This window comes from Photobacterium angustum (assembly GCF_002954615.1).
GTDB lineage: Bacteria > Pseudomonadota > Gammaproteobacteria > Enterobacterales > Vibrionaceae > Photobacterium > Photobacterium angustum_A.
Genome location: NZ_MSCJ01000001.1, coordinates 856,233 through 873,465, shown reverse-complemented (window position 1 = coordinate 873,465; position 17,233 = coordinate 856,233). Strand labels below are relative to the sequence as shown.

Below are 17,233 nucleotides of genomic sequence, written 5' to 3'. Positions count from 1 at the left end.
AATTTATGGATTAATGTATTATCGGAATTGATTAGTTATTGGATCATACTGATAACCTAGCTGTGCCAACTTATCTGTCAATTCGCCTTCATCTAGTTCATAACGACTCAATAATTCAGACATGCTACTGCATTCTAAACGTAAGCGCTCATTCACGATCCCGATGACAATGTTGCCATCCATACTCAAAAGATTGTTAATTTCCATACACCTTCCAGCTCCCTACATTAATAGCTTAATCAAAAAGTGTTCATGGTACTCATTAAGCATAGACGTAGATAACCAATACGAAAAAGCCGCTGTAAAAGCGGCTCTATTTCATCGCTCAGAATGTCGAGAATTAAAACAGTACTAACTGTAACCCCGCAGAAAACATCAATACAACAAGCGCAATCATTAACTGCCAATTGTTCGCTTTTTTATTTAATAAGATGTGACCAGCCCAAATCACTAAGCCAATCACCATTAATGCCAATGCCGTAATAATTTCTATCATATGGTGGCTTGTTGTTGCCTGGCCAAGAGTCATGATCTGCCAGATCATAAATAAAATCGTTAATATTGCACTAATAAAACCGACAAACGGTAATATGCGGTGAAATGCCTGTAAACGCGTACGCGCAAAAGTCAGTAAAACATGGGCTAATGCACTGCCATATAATGCGATAGCAACTAAGCTAATCGCAATTTCAGGCATATTTAAGGTGGGTAATAATACAAGCCAACAAATAAATGCTAATACATCACTACCATATAAAACTTTAATAGGCCCAGCATCGCGTGTTTTCCCTGTTTTCACTTTCATGTTAAAGAACGCTAATGCCAACAAAGGTAAAACGGCTAAAGGTTGCGCTATTGCAGCAAGTAACCAACCAATAAGTAGGACAGGTAACATTTTATGAACACGACCACGTTGACCTGGACAAATTTCGCCCTTCATCAACACAATGGTAAGGATAAGTTGCGCACCAAGTAGCGCGGGCACAAGAAAAGTTAAGTAGCCTGCCATAATAAACGTCATTGAGTAGAGAAAAAGTACAGCAATTATACCGAGTTATTCAGTGATGTGAATATTTGGCTAGATTTTCTAAATTGAGACTGCATTTTAAAATAAAATAGAAATGTCATTTATTCTATTTGAGACGCATTTTGCATATTTTATTAAAAATTTCTTAACTATAAGAATATTTAAGAATTAAGCTATCTTTCATAGTGAAAGGGATAAAATTAAAAAGAGGTTTAGCTATTTAGCCTTTACTTCTAATCATCAGAATTATTCAAACTGCAGGAGGTTTATATGAGCAAATCACAAATTCTCCCATTATTATTACTACTTAGCAGTACAACCGCGTTTTCTGCTATTTATTCTTGCGCTGACATACCATCGGGTAAAAATACCTTAGAAACCAATGACTCAGGAATTGATGCCTTTTATGTCATTAATTGTTCAGAGCAAACTTTAACCTATAGTTATCAATATAACCCAACTTCTTTTAACTCAGAACAGTTGCATGGTTTAGCGAAAGAAATGCTAAAAAACATGCACTCAGATAAAGCGATTTTAAATAAACAATACCCTTTTGTTAATTTTCTTAGTTTTAAAATTTATCATGGCTCTACTTTATTAGATTCTGTAGTAGAGAAAATAAAATAAGCATATTTAATCTAGCTTCATAAGCGCATCAAAATCAGCATCATCATCGATCAAGATATCAAGATCATATTCTGTTGCTGCGGCTCTAACTCGGCGATCAGGATCTGTCGATAAAATGCGAATAAATCGTCCTTGCTGAGCTAGTAGCAAGCGCTGCTTTACGGTTAGATCTTGGATTTTATTTTCCATTGTTAATGCACCTCCATATGCACAAAAGCTCATATAGACTATCTTACAATTTATATAAAGTATATATAATGCTTTAAATATCAGCATTAGTGTCTGTAGATAGATTTATCATCATTTTAATACCCTGATATAATAATAAAATAAGGTTTACTTCTTTTTACTTTACTGGACAAGACTATGAAATTCTTTTCCCGCTTACCGCTCACTTTTTTTGTTTTATGTTTCAGCTTCTTTTCATCTCTCGCCTTTGCGGCCAATAAAACACAAGACGTACGCTTTGATAAAGGGGCGACTAGTGCTGAATATCCTGCAAAAATAACAGGCTATGATTTTAATGATTATGTTTTTTATGCAAAAAAAGGACAGGCACTAACGGCAAAGCTTCTTACAAAAAGTACGAAGTTATGGATTAACCTATCTAATCAGCACTTAGAATCAGGTGTTGATCTCAGTGAATACTCTGAAGCACTCAATAAACAGGGCGCTTATATTTTGCCATACAGCGGTAAATACACTATTCGTGTTGGTCAATATCGTGCTTTTGCTCGTCGTGGTGAGCATAGTGATTTCACATTATCGATTGAAATAAAATAATTAAAAGTACGTTATAGACCCTATCTATAACGTACCATCAATACATGCTAAATCTTTACTCAAATTGTTCTACCGTTTACTTTTTCGCATCTTGGTAAGCCACATAAAATAAACATCCAGCTAAAAGTACTGTGCTATCAGAAACACTTTCCTACTGTCCATAAGACTCATTAAGATAACTAGAAATAACAGTGACCAACTTACTCACATCCCCCAAATCGACAATCTCAGAAGCCATCGCCGAAGGTGATCAAACTGACGGCTAACATCAGTACCACTCCTGTCCCCTCCCCCAGTTAATGACCATTGCACTTACACCAGAACATGCAAAGGTTTGAATAAATATAAATTACTAAAACAATAAACGAATATAAACATACCGAACCTTTATCTTATAAATCTTAGCTGATATTAAATCTTATTCTCTTTAAATAGAAAACAATATGAATATTGTTATTTAACAGTTAAACACCAGCAATATTAAAAACAATCACTATTTTATTTATCATAAAATTAACAATGAAAGGTAAATACTGTTTTAGATCATAACTTCCATGATTAAATCTCGTTAATAATTTTAGTTTTAGTTAAATTACTGACATAAAACACCATTATTTAGTAACAAATATTAATAATTACACTTAAAATAAGGAGTCTGCATGACGGAGCTATTAATAGGCTTGGTGATTACCATCGCCGTTGGCTATTACATTGTTAAAGGATATAAAGCTGCGGGGGTATTACTCACTGCGGGCGTTTCGTTATTAATTATTGCAGGCTTATTAGGTCATTCTGTTTTACCTGCAAAGGTTGTATCAACGGGTAATCTATTCACCGATTCTCTTGAGTATGTAAAATACATGCTGCAGTACCGTGGTGGTGGCTTAGGTCTACAGATCATGTTGTTATGCGGATTCGCATCATACATGACCCATATCGGTGCTAATAATGTCGTAGTTAAACAATTTTCTAAACCTCTATCGTTCATTAAATCGCCTTACGTACTGTTAGTTGCGGCTTATATTGTTGCTTGTTTAATGTCTCTTGCCGTAAGCTCTGCAACTGGCCTTGGCGTGCTATTAATGGCGACACTATTCCCAATGATGACTGCAATGGGTATTTCTCGCCCTGCGGCAGCGGCAGTCTGTGCATCACCAGCTGCAATCATTCTCTCGCCAACGTCAGGTGATGTAGTGGTTGCTGCAGAAAAAGCAGGTTTACCATTACACGTGTTTGCAGTTGAAACTGTATTACCTGTTTCTATCAGCGCTATTATTGTCATGGCTGTGGCGGCATTCTTCTGGAATAAATACCTTGATAAGAAAAACAACACACCAATGGAGCGTGTTGATATTTCTGAAATGGAAGTAACAGCGCCAGCCTATTACTCAATTTTACCTTTCATGCCAATCATTGGTGTATTCCTATTCAATGGTGAGACTATTCCTGGTCTGAAAATCGATATTTACACCATTGTTGTGTTATCTATTACTATTGGTGCGATTGTCGATTTTCTGACTAATCGCTTAAACGGTAAGGTTACACTTGAAAACCTAGAATCTTGCTACGCAGGTATGGGTGATGCATTCAAAGGCGTAGTGATGCTATTAGTCGCAGCTGGTGTGTTTGCGCAAGGCTTAATGTCTGTGGGTGCCATTGATAACCTACTCGCATTAGCAGATAAAGCCGGTGCGGGTGGTGTTGCTCTAATGCTACTACTAACAGCACTAACGGTTGCTGCTGCAATTGCAACAGGCTCGGGGAATGCACCATTCTATGCCTTTGTTGAACTAGCACCTCAACTTGCAGGTAAGTTAGGTTTAAGCCCTGCATTCCTTATCATCCCGATGCTTCAAGCATCAAACTTAGGTCGTACTATCTCACCAGTATCCGGTGTTATTGTTGCAACCTCTGGTATGGCTAAAATCAGCCCATTCGATGTGGTTAAACGTACTGTTGTACCTGTGGTGTGTGGCTTAATCACCGTTATTTTAGGTACTGTCGTGCTTGTACCTATGTACGCTTAATAGAAACTGACATTATAAAACTAAAGCCTGTAGAGCGATCTACAGGCTTTTTTTATTGCTTCTAAAACGGCAAAATAATCACTCAATCATCAATTAAAGATAATGACAGTGGATAAACAACAAGCTATTTATCAAATTATGAGTTTTGGCCCTGAACGTGACAGCGCCTTTTCTGTTTACCTCAATGCTGCAGCATTAGCCCAAGACACACCATTTATTGTCACTAAATCTTTGCTAATTCAAGTATTAAATAAATACTTAACACTAGAGATTGATGATGACGATCTTGAACAGTGGGCTAATTTGATCAATTTTCGTGATGATATTGATGGCGATGCGATTGAAGATTGGCTCTATGCGTTAGGCAATCAAGAAATGATGGGAAATAACGGAAATAAAAAAGCGAACATTGAACGTATGCTCGCTTTACTAAACCATCACGAATAATGCATCACCGATTTTAGCCTGCTCGTAGGGCTAAAATCGCTTTAATATCTAAAGGGTGCTGATACAGTGAGAACGCAACCTCTCGTTCATCTACTGCGAGAATAGACATCCTATCAGCCAATTCATTACCTTCGATGCCTACATGTCCATTCACATGGTAAATTTGGATCATATCTTTAATTGTCTGATAGCGCTCAAACATTGGTTGGATCAGATCTAGGTTTTTGATCTCTCCCCCTGCTTTTTTCCAACCATTCTTTTTCCAAGATACTGCCCATTGAGTAATACACTGAATTGAGTATCTTGAATCACAAAATATCGCGACACTTATTCCACCAGCAATATACTTTTCAGCTTGAAGTAAGGCTTGATATAACGCATTTAGCTCAGCGGTATTATTGGTGCCTTGCGGGTTATATAAACCAAACCACAATTCACTTAATTGGTTTTCGCGATACAGAGCTAAACCTGAACCTGCTTTACCGGGATTAGGATCACAACCTCCATCCGTGAAGATTTTAATCTCAGCTTTTACAGCTTGTACTTGCTCTGCGGTCAAAGAGCCTTTACTGGTTTTGACTGTTTTCGAGGTGTTTTTTGTAGCAGCGGATGCCCGATATGTGGGAACTTTACCACCAAAAGCGGCTTGTGCTTCTTCTTGGCTAGGAAATGACTTGTATTTAGCCCCAGCGAACTTGTCAACTTGCTGTTTACAACTCGTCCAATCGGTATATATTCCCGGCTCTCGTCCTTGCCATACAACATAAAACTTTTTCGCCACGCCAGTCTCCAGCACATATCATTGAGTATTCAGTTATATACTAACAGTCATTAGCTATTTTTTTCAGGTATGATGCGGTAATAATTTATTGTTTAAACGCTATCAAGTGGAGTGAGCCTGTGAGCAAAGAAATTAGAGTAGATATCGCCCACATTTTATCCGAAATTGGTGTCAATATTGAACCACATGACAATATATCAACGGTCTTTTTCTTAGTATTGTGTACTGGCGTCGCTTTTTTCTCTTATGTGATCGTTCGCTGGGGATTACTGAAAATTGTCAACGCGATGCTGAGACGTTCAAAAGCCTCATGGGGTTCAGTGATCGTCAAACATGCGGTATTTGAAAAACTATCACTGATCATTCCTGCCGTTGTGCTTAACTTACTCATCCCACTAGTACTTGATCAACATATTATTCTTAGTGGATTAATAGACCGTCTTCTAAGTTTATGGCTTATTTTGGCTCTTATTCGAAGTAGTTATGCTTTTTTAGATGCCAGTAATGATATTGCCGATATCAAATTAATGAGCCGTGATCTACCAATAAAAAGTTTTGTTCAATTATTTAAGTTAATCATCTTTTTAATTGGTTTTATCATTGCTATTTCAGTACTCGCCAATCGCTCTCCCGTTTATTTCTTAAGTGGCTTAGGTGTTGCGACAGGTTTAGTGTTATTAGTCTTCCGCGATACTATCTTAGGCTTTGTTGCTGGTATCCAATTATCTGCAAACCAAATGGTAAAAGTAGGTGACTGGATCCAAATGGATAAATATGGTGCTAATGGCAGTATTGAAGAGGTCTCATTAACCACGGTAAAAGTTAAAAACTGGGATAACACCGTAACCAATATTCCCGCTTATGCGCTGGTTCAAGATTCCTTTATTAACTGGCGTCAAATGCAAGAATCTGGTGGTCGTCGCATTAAACGCTCTGTACTAATCGATATTGATACGATCAAGTTTATCGACAGCAATGATGAAGCACAGCTAGCAACAATAGATTTTGTGCCTGCGATTTTGACAAAGAAAAAACAAAATCTACCACCAAATACTGGCTTAACCAACGTTGCGATATTTCGTGGTTATCTTGATGTATATCTCAAACAACATCCTCAAATACGCCAAGATATGACTTTTCTCGTACGTGAATTAGAGCCGACCCCTAACGGATTACCGATCCAGATTTATGTTTTTGTGAATGATACGCGATGGGCTTTTTATGAAGATGTGCAATCAGATATTTTTGACCATGTCTTTGCAATGATCCCTAAGTTTGGTCTGGCGGTTTACCAAAGCCCTGCTTCATCAGATATTAGAAGTTTGCAACCACTTACAGCAATGGAGCAACAAACCATCGCTGAAAAACAAAACTTTTAATTATCGAACTTAGAAATGGCAAGCGATAAAACGTTATGCACTCAGCGTTTATAGCTTGCTGTTTTACTCCAACAGTTGCTAGCGCATTAAGGAGTTGTCACACAGCGTCTAAACAAATCCTGCATCGGCTTATAATTGCACACGACCCCTTGAATATTAGCGTTAAGCCACTGCTCTGCGGTTACACCACTAAAATTTATGTTATAGCCACAATTAATTACTATGTGCTCAAACAGTATCCGCTGTGTCCGGCCATTTCCCTCTCGAAAAGGATGTAATACATTAATATCGCAATAATATTGTGCCAGTCTCTCAATCAACTCATCAAATGGTAGCCCGACCAGATAACGTTCAGCTTCAAGTTGGTTAAATAAACGAGTTGCTTCTTGTGGTAAACGACTCACGTGGCAAAAACGTGTATCATCTTTTGATATATCAATCGTACGACAATGGCCCGCCCACTCAAACAAATCATCAAAAAGCCATTTGTGTAACTGACAAAAATACGCAAAATCATAAGGTGGCGAGTCAAACTCAATCCCCATCGCCGCCAATATATTAAACTGAGTTTCTGCCTCATCAAATAAAGCTTCATCTCTAATATTGAGCTTATTAATCAATACATCAGAATTTTCGTAAGTGTAAGGATCTTGATCTGTACCGTACTTATCGTCCACATTCACACCTTTTCAGTGTTCTCTTGTTGATAATACCTAATCAGTTGCAGGCGCAATGCATTACGCTCTCGAGTATTTTTTATCTGTGAAGGCACACTAATGTCATAGCCTTCTAACCGCATACTTTGCGTAAAGTTAGCCATTTTTACTTGCTCACAATATGCATGCTTGTCTGCAAAGCTTGTTAATATCGGTCGCGATTTATTCTCCTGCTCATTACTCTTCATCCATTTTCTCACTTCTCTTTTTTCGTCCATTGTAAACATTTTTATGTTTTATGATTCACAGTTCTTTTAATACATCTAATTTAACGCTGTATATGAAATATTTTTAGCATAGTTAGCTATTATAAAAATGATGTTTCAGTAATGATTTATCCTTAAAAATTCTCTGGTTTTATAGGGGCTAGTCAGTGATACCGCTAACCGTTATAATTCCCGCCTCAAAATATAGAGGTCAAAACATGCACACGAAAGTAACACCTATTGATAGCTATCCTAAGTATTGGGCTGAATGCTATGGCACAGCGCCATTTTTACCAACATCTCGTAAAGAAATGGATGCTTTGGGTTGGGATAGCTGTGACATTATTATTGTTACTGGTGATGCCTATGTTGACCACCCTAGCTTTGGTATGGCAGTCATTGGTCGCCTATTGGAAGCCCAAGGTTTCCGTGTTGGTATTATTTCCCAACCTAAATGGGACAATAAAGATGAGTTCATGAAACTGGGTAAACCAAATCTATTTTTTGGTATTACCGCCGGTAACATGGATTCGATGATCAACCGCTATACCGCCGATCGTAAGCTTCGTCACGATGATGCTTACACCCCGAACAATGAAGGGGGCAAACGTCCCGATCGCGCAGTACTCGTATATTCTCAGCGCTGCCGTGAAGCATTTAAAGACGTTCCTATTGTCTTAGGTGGTATTGAAGCGAGTCTTCGCCGTCTTGCTCACTATGATTACTGGTCTGACAAAGTCCGTCGTTCAGTATTAATGGACGCAAAAGCCGACATTTTATTGTTTGGTAACGCTGAGCGTGCACTGGTTGAAGTCGCGCACCGTTTAGGCAATGGCGAAGATATTAAATCATTAACGCGTATCGCTGGTACTGCGGTAATGGTGAAAGAAGTTCCTGAAGAATATAAAGAAATTGACTCTTCACGTATTGAAAAACCCGGCCGCGCAATGGTAATGCCAAACCCATACGCGACCGAAGAAAACTGTGACACTAATAAACAAGAACAAAAAAACGAAGCCAAAGTAGTACGTGTACAGCCTTCACGTCACGATGCAAAAACAACGGTTGTTCGTTTACCGTCATATGAAAAATTAGCCAATGACCGTATTCTTTATGCCCACGCTAGTCGTGTGATGCATTTAGAAACCAACCCCTACTCTGGTCGTGCTCTAATTCAAAAACACGCTGATCGTGAGCTTTGGGTAAACCGTGCGCCGATCCCACTCTCAACGGAAGAAATGGACTTTGTTTTCGGCTTACCGTTTGCTCGTGTACCACACCCTAGCTACGGCAAAGCAAAGATCCCAGCTTATGACATGATCAAAACCTCGGTTAATATCATGCGTGGTTGTTTTGGCGGTTGTTCTTTCTGTTCAATCACAGAGCACGAAGGTCGAATCATCCAAAACCGTTCAAAAGAATCTATTTTGAACGAAATTAAAGATATTCAAGAAAAAGTGCCGGGCTTTACAGGTACTATTTCTGATCTGGGTGGCCCAACAGCAAACATGTATCGTTTAGGTTGTTCTGATGAACGTGCAGAAGCCAACTGTCGTCGTCCATCATGTATCTTCCCTAAAATCTGTGAAAAGCTGAATACTGACCATAAACACACTATCGATCTGTATCGTGAAGCACGTAATCTAAAAGGCATTAAGAAGATTATGATTGCGTCAGGCGTGCGTTATGACTTAGCCGTTGAATCACCAGAGTATGTTCGAGAACTTGTGACTCACCACGTTGGTGGCTACCTAAAAATTGCCCCTGAGCATACCGAAAAAGGCACCCTTGATCTGATGATGAAGCCAGGCATGGGTACCTTTGATCGCTTTAAAGAAATGTTTGAACAATACAGTCAGGAAGCAGGCAAGAAGCAATACCTGATCCCTTACTTTATTTCAGCACACCCAGGTTCCACAGATGAAGACATGCTTAACCTTGCATTATGGTTAAAGCAAAATGATTACCAGTGTGATCAGGTTCAGAACTTCTATCCGTCACCAATGTGTAATGCAACGGCAATGTATCACTCTGAAACAAACCCACTGAAAAAAGTGAAATATAAAGGCCGCGAAGATTTATCTGTTGCCAAAGGTGAACGTCAACGTCGCTTACACAAAGCGCTATTACGTTACCATGATCCAGCTAACTGGGCATTGATCCGTGATGCGCTAATTTCGATGGGTAAAAAGCACTTAATCGGTAATCGTTCAAGCTGTTTAGTTCCACCACCAGGAACTGAAGCAGAGCTTACCCCAGCAGAGCGTCGTGGCTCAGGTCGTCATGGCTCTAAGCGATTTGCGACTAAGCATCCAAATCAACCAGATATCCGTAAAGACGGAAAGCGCAGCCCAACAACACGTAACGGAAAGCCAACAGTAAAAGGTAAACCTTCAGCCAATGGAAGACCTACGGCTAATGGTAAACCTACTGGGACTGGCAACCGAAGTGAGACAAACGGCAATAAGCGTCCTCATAATGGCAATAATGCAGGTGCCCGCAATGGCAAACCTGCAGGCCATACAAATCGCAACGGAAAAGCGGGTCGACCAAATAAACCGACACGCAGTCGAGCTGGCGCTTAATATTAATTAACATAGCCCGTTACAAAAAACGCCACTTCTATGTGGCGTTTTATTTAACCAAATATTGACATTTGGCATGTATAATAGATAGTTATTAATACAAAACAAACTGTTCAAATCAGCTCGCTAACTATTATGTAACTTGCGTGCACTTATATCAGGGACGTCAATTACTTGTGAAACCAGTATATAACTTCTGTTTATTAGCGATGTTTGCAGCCCCTAATGTTGCGACAGCTACACCTAATGACGACTATGAGGCATGTTTATTCGATGCAGTAAAAAGTCAAAGTGGTGATTTAAAACTTAGCCAAATCCGTAGTCGTTGTGAAAAATTAATAGCTGAGGCTAAAAAAATCAGTAACGAACCTATGATCTCACAGCGTTTACAACGTGAACGTGAAACTACGTTTGATCCGTTTGTTATTACACCTCACCGAATGAACTACTTCCTTCCTGTTACCCTAACTGACAGCATTAATCGCGATGCTTATAATGGAACAGAATGGGATAATCACTTAAAGAATGCTGAAGCTGAATTCCAGATAAGTTTTAAAACACCATTAAACTACGATGATTTATTCATTGATGGCGATGGCGTATTTCTTGCGTTCACATTAAATTCTTACTGGCAGGTATACGCTAGTGACATTTCACGCCCATTTAGAGAAACCAACTATCGCCCTGAAATGTTTTACTTCGCACCTACACCATGGAAACCTCTCGGTGGTAATACATGGGCATCAATAGGTATCGAACATCAATCAAATGGGCGAACTCAAGGGTTATCTCGTAGTTGGAACCGTGTATATACCGACTTCATCTTTGAAAAAGGGAATTTAGCATTCTCATTTAGACCATGGTGGCGTATACCTGAAGACAAGAAAAAAGAACCTCTCTCTCCATCTGGTGATGATAATCCTGACATCGAACATTACATGGGGCATTACCAAGTCGGTGTGGTTTACAAATGGGATGACTATGAATTTAGCTTTATTGGACGTGAAAACTTTGCCTCTCATAAAGGCTATGGTGAAGTTGGTTTAACTTTCCCACTCTGGGGTAAACTGCGCGGCTATACTAAATATTCAACAGGTTACGGCGTAAATCTGATTGATTATAACCACAAGCAGCAACGTATTGGTGTGGGTATTGCTCTAACTGATATTCTGTAATCATTGAACTTATCATGACGCTTAGTGCTTTTATTTAAGTAAATATAAGCGTCATGCTTGTTCTAGCGAAACAATTCAAACCCCATAAAGATAATTGCAGCACTACCTAATATGGAAAATAGACCCACAACAACCTTTCTTTGATTTGTAGGCGACATATAGCGCATAACCCAATAAGCAAACAGTAACAGACCAATTATCACAGCAATCTTCAACATATTTATCCCCTATTGGTCAAAGTGCGTTCTTTAATGATGTAAAAATCTTCCTTTAAATACACGATCTTATTACTTATTTCCTCTTTTTAGCTTAACACATAGTTCATATTTAGGACAAAAAACGCTCAAACAAAAATAGCGCACAACTGCGCTATTTCAGTGAATAAAAGAGAGAATTAAATCTCAAACATTGGAATACCTTTCAATTGCGGTATCACCTGTTGAAGTTGCTTCTCTTGTTCAGCTAGACCTTCAATAGAACCACATAAACTATCTGCTTTTACTTTCATTTGCTGACTACGTTGGGTCATTTGTTCACTTAACCGTGTTTTTAATTCAGCAAATTTTGATTGAAGCTGCGTAAAATCTACATCACCATTTTTCATTTCATCAGAAAGCGCCGCAAATAAGCTCGCTATCGATTGAACACTGACTTGTTGCATTGCCGATTCAAACTCGGTTTTCCAATTAGTATCCATATTAGAAAACACATCAGCAGGCATAACAAACTCCCCTTGCTGATTATAAAATTTCTCATGAGCTTGCTGACCAAACTGAGCAATTAACGTTTCAACGTTTTTAAAAGCATCTTGTGAATCAAAACTATTGGCAACTTCACCCAATACATCTGTTGCCATCCCAACACCTTCTTGTGCTAGTTGCGCCATCTGCGGTAGGTAAGTCTGAACATTCTGGCTATAGGCCTCAACTGCTTTTTGCTGCATTGCCGTTAAATCAACTTTTTCACCATTAATATAAACGTTGTTATTATTATCAATCAATAACTTAGGTTTACCTTGCTCATAAACAGAAATATTACCCTTATCAATGTGAATAGGATTTGGCACATCTACAGGGCAACTTTGTGCAAATACAGAGCTTGAACTTAATAGCAGTGTGCCGATCAATAACTTGTTCATCACTTTATCTCTTGAAATCATCTAGGCGAGTGATTGCCTTTTTATTAAGACCACAGTTTTCTAATTTTACTCCATATTCTATCGCGATTTGTTGCTTGTAACGACTCGTCGTGTTTCTTTGAATAAAAAAACAACAATAACAGCACATTGTTCAATAACAGTTGAATTATCCCCGCCATTTCTTCAACATAGCTTTTAAATTCAACCAATTTGGAATTCTCGTGGAAAAAGTTGCAATCTTTGTTGATGTACAAAACATCTACTATACCGTAAAAGAAAAGTATCGCGCTAACTTCGACTACAATGCTTTTTGGGCGGAAGTTTCACAAGATAGAGAAATCATCGCAGCTTACGCTTATGCCATCCACAAAGGAGATGAAAAGCAAAGACAATTTCAAAATATTCTGCGAGCGATTGGCTTTGAAGTAAAACTAAAACCATTTATCCAACGCAGTGATGGCTCTGCTAAAGGAGATTGGGATGTGGGTATTACGCTAGATGTTATCGAGCATGCACAAGATGCTGATCGTATTATTTTACTATCAGGCGATGGTGACTTTGATTTGTTAGTCGATAAAGTACAGACTAAATATAATACCAAGGTAGAAGTGTATGGCGTACCGGGCTTAACGGCAACATCACTTATCAATACCGCAACACATTACCGCGAAATTGAAGATACCCTTTTACTTGGACGTTAGTCGTTGTATTCCATAATAAATAAGGCCAGCTCTATCAAACAATAAAGCTGGCCTTATCTCGTTTACTCTCTTTATTTACTCATTACATGTGCCATTGGCTGACCATGAATTTCTAATAGTTCGTGTACAGAAAGCCATACCATTTTTACAGGAACAATAATGAAATAAACCGACGCTAATACAACCATTGTTGGATCGGCATACACTGCATACCCAGCATATTGCGTCATCATTAATAATTTAGCGATAAAGAAACCAGCTAGCACAGCCACACTGATCACCGTATCCATAATCCACTGTTTTGCTTCAGCATCGGCTAACGCTGATTCAATATTTTCGCTCTTCAACTTAATGTACCGATAAGTCGCATAACAACCGGTAACACTTACCATACCAAATGCAAGAGCAACGCCCGCATTGATATCACGACCACCCGATAAAATTGCTTCAACGGCTGAATAAAAAGACCATAAACACATAACGGCAATAACAGAACCTTTAATCGCAATAACAGCAGGTTCAATCATCGCAAATTGAGGGGTTGTCTTATCCACTTCAGGCTTATGAATATAATGCGCTGCGCCCAGTGATAGCATTGTTAACGCTAGGCTGACCAGTGAATAGGCACCATCAAACACAATTACTAACGAGCCAACAATAGACCCTAAAACAATCCCTATTACCGCAAATGAAAATGATGATATTGTTGACAACAATAGCAATCCACGCTCTTGTTGTATCTTGCTAGACATATATACCTCAATCGACAAATTATTCGTCGTTTTTTGTTGTTGAATTATCCTAGGTACATAATACTGTGACTTAGATTAATAATGTAATCACTGAGCGACAGTTTTTTCGTCGCTAATATGAGCAAATAGGTTCGTATATTTAACAGGCAAAAATCTGCATGAGAACTAATCAAATTGAGATGTATTTGTATGCAATTAAGACAGGATCTATTGCAGAAGCTGCACGAAAATTAGGAAAAAGTCGTACTACCGTCAGTGCCGCTTTAAGTGCACTGGAAGATGAGCTCGGTATTGCGCTTTTAAATCGTACAGGAAACCAAATTATTCCCACAGGTATCGGTGATGCGATTGCTAATGATTTCGAAAGAATGTTACTCATTGCACGTGATATTGAAACCCGATGTGATCAGCATTTAGCCGGTGTTGAATCCAGTATTCGTATCGCACGTGATGACTCAATACCAGAATCTGTATGGCGTAAACTACTGCGCGATATTCGCAAACAATTCCCACAAACCAGTGTTTCGATTTATAGCGCTCCACCACAAGAGCTAGAAGAAATGGTGACCCAAAATCTTGTTGATGTCGCCTATGGGTTGTTACCAGAATCTCATCAACTTTCACGGGTAAATCAGATTGATTTAGGTCAAATTCGCATGATGTCAGTTGCCCATAAAGATCACCCCCTTAGTCAACTACGTAAAGTGACAGCTGCCGATCTTGAGCGTTTTACGGAAATTGCCGTTGCTTATATTGACGAAGAAAATCTTAAAATTGTTACGCCTAAGGCCGGTAAATACATTGCATTATCGTTTTACGAGCACCTCCGTGATGCGGTATTAGATCAAACTGGTTGGTCTTATTTACCTGCAATCCTAATTAATCATTACTTGCGCGATGGCACACTTAAAGTCATCAAGTATAACCGAGCGATGAACTGGCAAGCTTATGGTGAGGTAGTAGAAAGCGAATCACGCCGAACACCTGTCATTAAATGGCTTTCAGAGCAAATAGAAGCTTACTTGTTTGATGAAAGTGATTAGAAGCATAAAAAAGCAACATTAGAAGTTAATCAAATAGCCACTGAAAAGTCATAAAACCGCGATAGCGTAAAAATTCATCCTAAACAGAGTGTTTAAGAATCATGAATATCAATACCTATCGCACCTTATGGCTATCTGATCTCCATTTAGGTAACCGTGATTGTAAAATTGATTATCTCCTCAACTTTTTTGAACATAACCAAGCTGAAACCATTATTTTAGTTGGTGATATTATCGATTTGTGGTCTCAAAAAAGTCGTTCTTATTGGCCTCAAAGCCATCATGCGTTACTAAACCTATTAATTGATAAAGCACACCACGGTTGTAAGATCATCTACATTCCAGGCAATCACGATGAAAAAATCCGTGACTTTCTTCACTACGATTTTGGTCATATACAACTCGAACGCCAATACACTCATACCACTGCGACTGGAAAAAAAATACTGGCGTTACACGGTGATGAATTTGATGATTTAGTTACCATTAATCGCTTCCATAGTTATTTAGGTGATAAAGGCTATGACTTCCTACTCTTTCTCAATCGTTGGCTGCACCATATTCGCCGCAAGTTAAATAAACCTTATTGGTCCTTAGCGACATACTTAAAGCAACGAGTCGATAAGGCACATCAGGCTATTGCTCGTTTTCGTCAAGCTGCGATTGATCATGCTAAGGATAATCAAGTTGATGGGATTATATGTGGCCACATCCACCAGCCAGATCTTCAACATTGTGACGATATCATGTATGCCAATTGCGGTGACTGGGTCGAAAATTGCACCCTTTTAACTGAAACCCATGATGGTGCAATTCAATTACGACACTGGACTGATACCCATTGTGAATTAATTGCAGATAGTCGTAACTTATTTAATCAGAATAAAAAACAGCCACTTAATAATAATGTCGCCTAGTAATCAATGAGACCAGTAACACATAACTTATTGATTTATGGATTTACATCAGACAATTACAAAACGATTGCTACACTTATTATGCTTATAGTTAGTTATTCACTTCTGTGAATTTAGCTGAATTAAGATAAATAATGATAATTTATCTTTAAATTATATGGACATAGCTAGATTGAACGGTGTTTTTAATCCATTATGTGCGTCGTTTTTATAAAATAAGGAAAAGAAATATGATGAGAAAATTGGTTGCCGAGTTTATCGGTACATTCTGGTTAGTACTAGGTGGTTGTGGTAGTGCGGTTCTGGCTGCTGCTTATCCTGATTTAGGCATCGGTTTCCTCGGTGTAGCACTAGCATTCGGTTTGACTGTTGTAACTATGGCATACGCGATTGGTCATATTTCTGGCTGCCACTTAAACCCGGCAGTAACTGTTGGTCTATGGGCTGGTAATCGCTTCCCTACTGGTGAAGTTGTACCTTATATTATTTCTCAGGTACTTGGTGGTATAGCTGGTGCTGCTGTTCTTTATGTTATTGCAAGTGGTCACGCTGGTTTCGATCTAGCTGGCGGTTTCGCATCGAACGGTTATGGTGAGCACTCACCTGGTCACTACTCATTATTATCTTCTTTCGTTACTGAAGTAGTGATGACATTTATGTTCCTATTTGTGATTTTAGGTGCGACTCACAAACTAGCATCTCCACAAATGGCTGGTTTAGCTATTGGTCTTGCGCTAACACTTATTCACCTAATCAGTATTCCTGTAACAAACACATCGGTTAACCCTGCTCGTAGTACAGGTCCAGCTTTGTTTGTTGGCGACTGGGCAACATCTCAACTTTGGATGTTCTGGGTTGCGCCTCTTATTGGTGCTGTACTAGCAGGCCTTGTTTACCGTTGGTTAGCGCCAAATAACGATTAATAATAC

At 38.8% G+C, this 17,233-nt stretch carries 20 protein-coding genes; 11 read left to right on the top strand and 9 right to left on the bottom strand.

The window, feature by feature from the left end:
* Positions 1 to 18: 18 nt before the first annotated feature.
* Positions 19 to 207, bottom strand: a complete 189-nt coding sequence (locus tag BTO08_RS03675) for a DUF4250 domain-containing protein (protein WP_005368511.1) — start codon at positions 205 to 207, stop codon at positions 19 to 21.
* 133 nt (positions 208 to 340) lie between these two features.
* A complete protein-coding gene (locus BTO08_RS03670) occupies positions 341 to 1,009 on the bottom strand; it encodes a hypothetical protein (protein WP_105059938.1) in 669 nt (222 codons plus the stop codon).
* A gap of 288 nt (positions 1,010 to 1,297) precedes the next feature.
* On the opposite strand from BTO08_RS03670, the gene BTO08_RS03665 reads away from it, so the two are divergent.
* Positions 1,298 to 1,654, top strand: coding sequence for a hypothetical protein (locus BTO08_RS03665; protein WP_105059937.1), 357 nt, complete (start codon positions 1,298 to 1,300; stop codon positions 1,652 to 1,654).
* A 6-nt stretch (positions 1,655 to 1,660) separates the two neighbouring features.
* Here BTO08_RS03665 and BTO08_RS03660 read toward each other — a convergent pair whose 3' ends face one another.
* Positions 1,661 to 1,843 carry a hypothetical protein gene (locus tag BTO08_RS03660; RefSeq protein WP_105061305.1) on the bottom strand — a complete coding sequence of 61 codons (183 nt, stop codon included), beginning with the start codon at positions 1,841 to 1,843 and terminating at the stop codon, positions 1,661 to 1,663.
* Between the two features lie 177 nt (positions 1,844 to 2,020).
* Between BTO08_RS03660 and BTO08_RS03655 the strand changes: the two genes are divergently transcribed.
* The 3 genes from BTO08_RS03655 to BTO08_RS03645 all read left to right on the top strand — a co-directional run bounded on the left by BTO08_RS03655 (position 2,021) and on the right by BTO08_RS03645 (position 4,911).
* The gene (locus BTO08_RS03655) at positions 2,021 to 2,437 is read left to right on the top strand and encodes a hypothetical protein (RefSeq protein WP_105059936.1); all 417 of its coding nucleotides are present in this window, start codon (positions 2,021 to 2,023) and stop codon (positions 2,435 to 2,437) included.
* A gap of 659 nt (positions 2,438 to 3,096) precedes the next feature.
* On the top strand, positions 3,097 to 4,464 hold the full coding sequence (gene dcuC, locus BTO08_RS03650) for an anaerobic C4-dicarboxylate transporter DcuC (protein ID WP_105059935.1): 1,368 nt from the start codon (positions 3,097 to 3,099) through the stop codon (positions 4,462 to 4,464).
* 108 nt (positions 4,465 to 4,572) lie between these two features.
* Positions 4,573 to 4,911, top strand: coding sequence for a hypothetical protein (locus BTO08_RS03645; RefSeq protein ID WP_105059934.1), 339 nt, complete (start codon positions 4,573 to 4,575; stop codon positions 4,909 to 4,911).
* Positions 4,912 to 4,924: 13 nt separating this feature from the next.
* Here the strand turns inward: BTO08_RS03645 and BTO08_RS03640 are convergent, their stop codons facing one another.
* A complete protein-coding gene (locus BTO08_RS03640; protein ID WP_105059933.1) occupies positions 4,925 to 5,692 on the bottom strand; it encodes a ribonuclease H family protein in 768 nt (255 codons plus the stop codon).
* Between the two features lie 119 nt (positions 5,693 to 5,811).
* Between BTO08_RS03640 and BTO08_RS03635 the strand changes: the two genes are divergently transcribed.
* Entirely contained in the window at positions 5,812 to 7,071 is a 1,260-nt protein-coding gene (locus tag BTO08_RS03635) for a mechanosensitive ion channel family protein (RefSeq protein ID WP_105059932.1), read from the top strand.
* An 86-nt stretch (positions 7,072 to 7,157) separates the two neighbouring features.
* On the opposite strand, the gene BTO08_RS03630 is transcribed toward BTO08_RS03635, so the two are convergent.
* The gene (locus tag BTO08_RS03630) at positions 7,158 to 7,748 is read right to left on the bottom strand and encodes a putative adenosine monophosphate-protein transferase Fic (RefSeq protein WP_105059931.1); all 591 of its coding nucleotides are present in this window, start codon (positions 7,746 to 7,748) and stop codon (positions 7,158 to 7,160) included.
* A 2-nt stretch (positions 7,749 to 7,750) separates the two neighbouring features.
* Positions 7,751 to 8,005 carry a YhfG family protein gene (locus BTO08_RS03625; protein WP_005368530.1) on the bottom strand — a complete coding sequence of 85 codons (255 nt, stop codon included), beginning with the start codon at positions 8,003 to 8,005 and terminating at the stop codon, positions 7,751 to 7,753.
* Positions 8,006 to 8,211: 206 nt separating this feature from the next.
* Here BTO08_RS03625 and BTO08_RS03620 point away from each other — a divergent pair, with 206 nt between their 5' ends.
* Positions 8,212 to 10,578 (top strand): YgiQ family radical SAM protein, encoded by a 2,367-nt coding sequence (locus BTO08_RS03620; RefSeq protein WP_105059930.1) that lies wholly within the window; start codon positions 8,212 to 8,214, stop codon positions 10,576 to 10,578.
* 209 nt (positions 10,579 to 10,787) lie between these two features.
* Complete coding sequence (locus tag BTO08_RS03615; RefSeq protein WP_105061304.1) at positions 10,788 to 11,753, top strand: phospholipase A; 966 nt, start codon at positions 10,788 to 10,790, stop codon at positions 11,751 to 11,753.
* Positions 11,754 to 11,815: 62 nt separating this feature from the next.
* On the opposite strand, the gene BTO08_RS22280 is transcribed toward BTO08_RS03615, so the two are convergent.
* The gene (locus BTO08_RS22280; protein WP_198038405.1) at positions 11,816 to 11,971 is read right to left on the bottom strand and encodes a hypothetical protein; all 156 of its coding nucleotides are present in this window, start codon (positions 11,969 to 11,971) and stop codon (positions 11,816 to 11,818) included.
* A 176-nt stretch (positions 11,972 to 12,147) separates the two neighbouring features.
* On the bottom strand, positions 12,148 to 12,912 hold the full coding sequence (locus BTO08_RS03610; RefSeq protein WP_105059929.1) for a YggN family protein: 765 nt from the start codon (positions 12,910 to 12,912) through the stop codon (positions 12,148 to 12,150).
* 200 nt (positions 12,913 to 13,112) lie between these two features.
* On the opposite strand from BTO08_RS03610, the gene BTO08_RS03605 reads away from it, so the two are divergent.
* Positions 13,113 to 13,592, top strand: coding sequence for an NYN domain-containing protein (locus BTO08_RS03605; protein WP_005368538.1), 480 nt, complete (start codon positions 13,113 to 13,115; stop codon positions 13,590 to 13,592).
* Positions 13,593 to 13,663: 71 nt separating this feature from the next.
* On the opposite strand, the gene BTO08_RS03600 is transcribed toward BTO08_RS03605, so the two are convergent.
* Complete coding sequence (locus BTO08_RS03600) at positions 13,664 to 14,344, bottom strand: cation transporter (RefSeq protein ID WP_105059928.1); 681 nt, start codon at positions 14,342 to 14,344, stop codon at positions 13,664 to 13,666.
* A gap of 158 nt (positions 14,345 to 14,502) precedes the next feature.
* On the opposite strand from BTO08_RS03600, the gene BTO08_RS03595 reads away from it, so the two are divergent.
* From BTO08_RS03595 to aqpZ, 3 genes are all read left to right on the top strand, one after another.
* The gene (locus BTO08_RS03595; protein ID WP_105059927.1) at positions 14,503 to 15,387 is read left to right on the top strand and encodes a LysR family transcriptional regulator; all 885 of its coding nucleotides are present in this window, start codon (positions 14,503 to 14,505) and stop codon (positions 15,385 to 15,387) included.
* A 101-nt stretch (positions 15,388 to 15,488) separates the two neighbouring features.
* Positions 15,489 to 16,304, top strand: a complete 816-nt coding sequence (locus BTO08_RS03590; protein ID WP_105059926.1) for a UDP-2,3-diacylglucosamine diphosphatase — start codon at positions 15,489 to 15,491, stop codon at positions 16,302 to 16,304.
* 215 nt (positions 16,305 to 16,519) lie between these two features.
* Positions 16,520 to 17,227: an aquaporin Z gene (gene aqpZ, locus BTO08_RS03585; RefSeq protein WP_277949266.1), complete on the top strand. Its 708-nt coding sequence runs from the start codon at positions 16,520 to 16,522 to the stop codon at positions 17,225 to 17,227.
* The last annotated feature ends 6 nt before the right edge of the window (positions 17,228 to 17,233 follow it).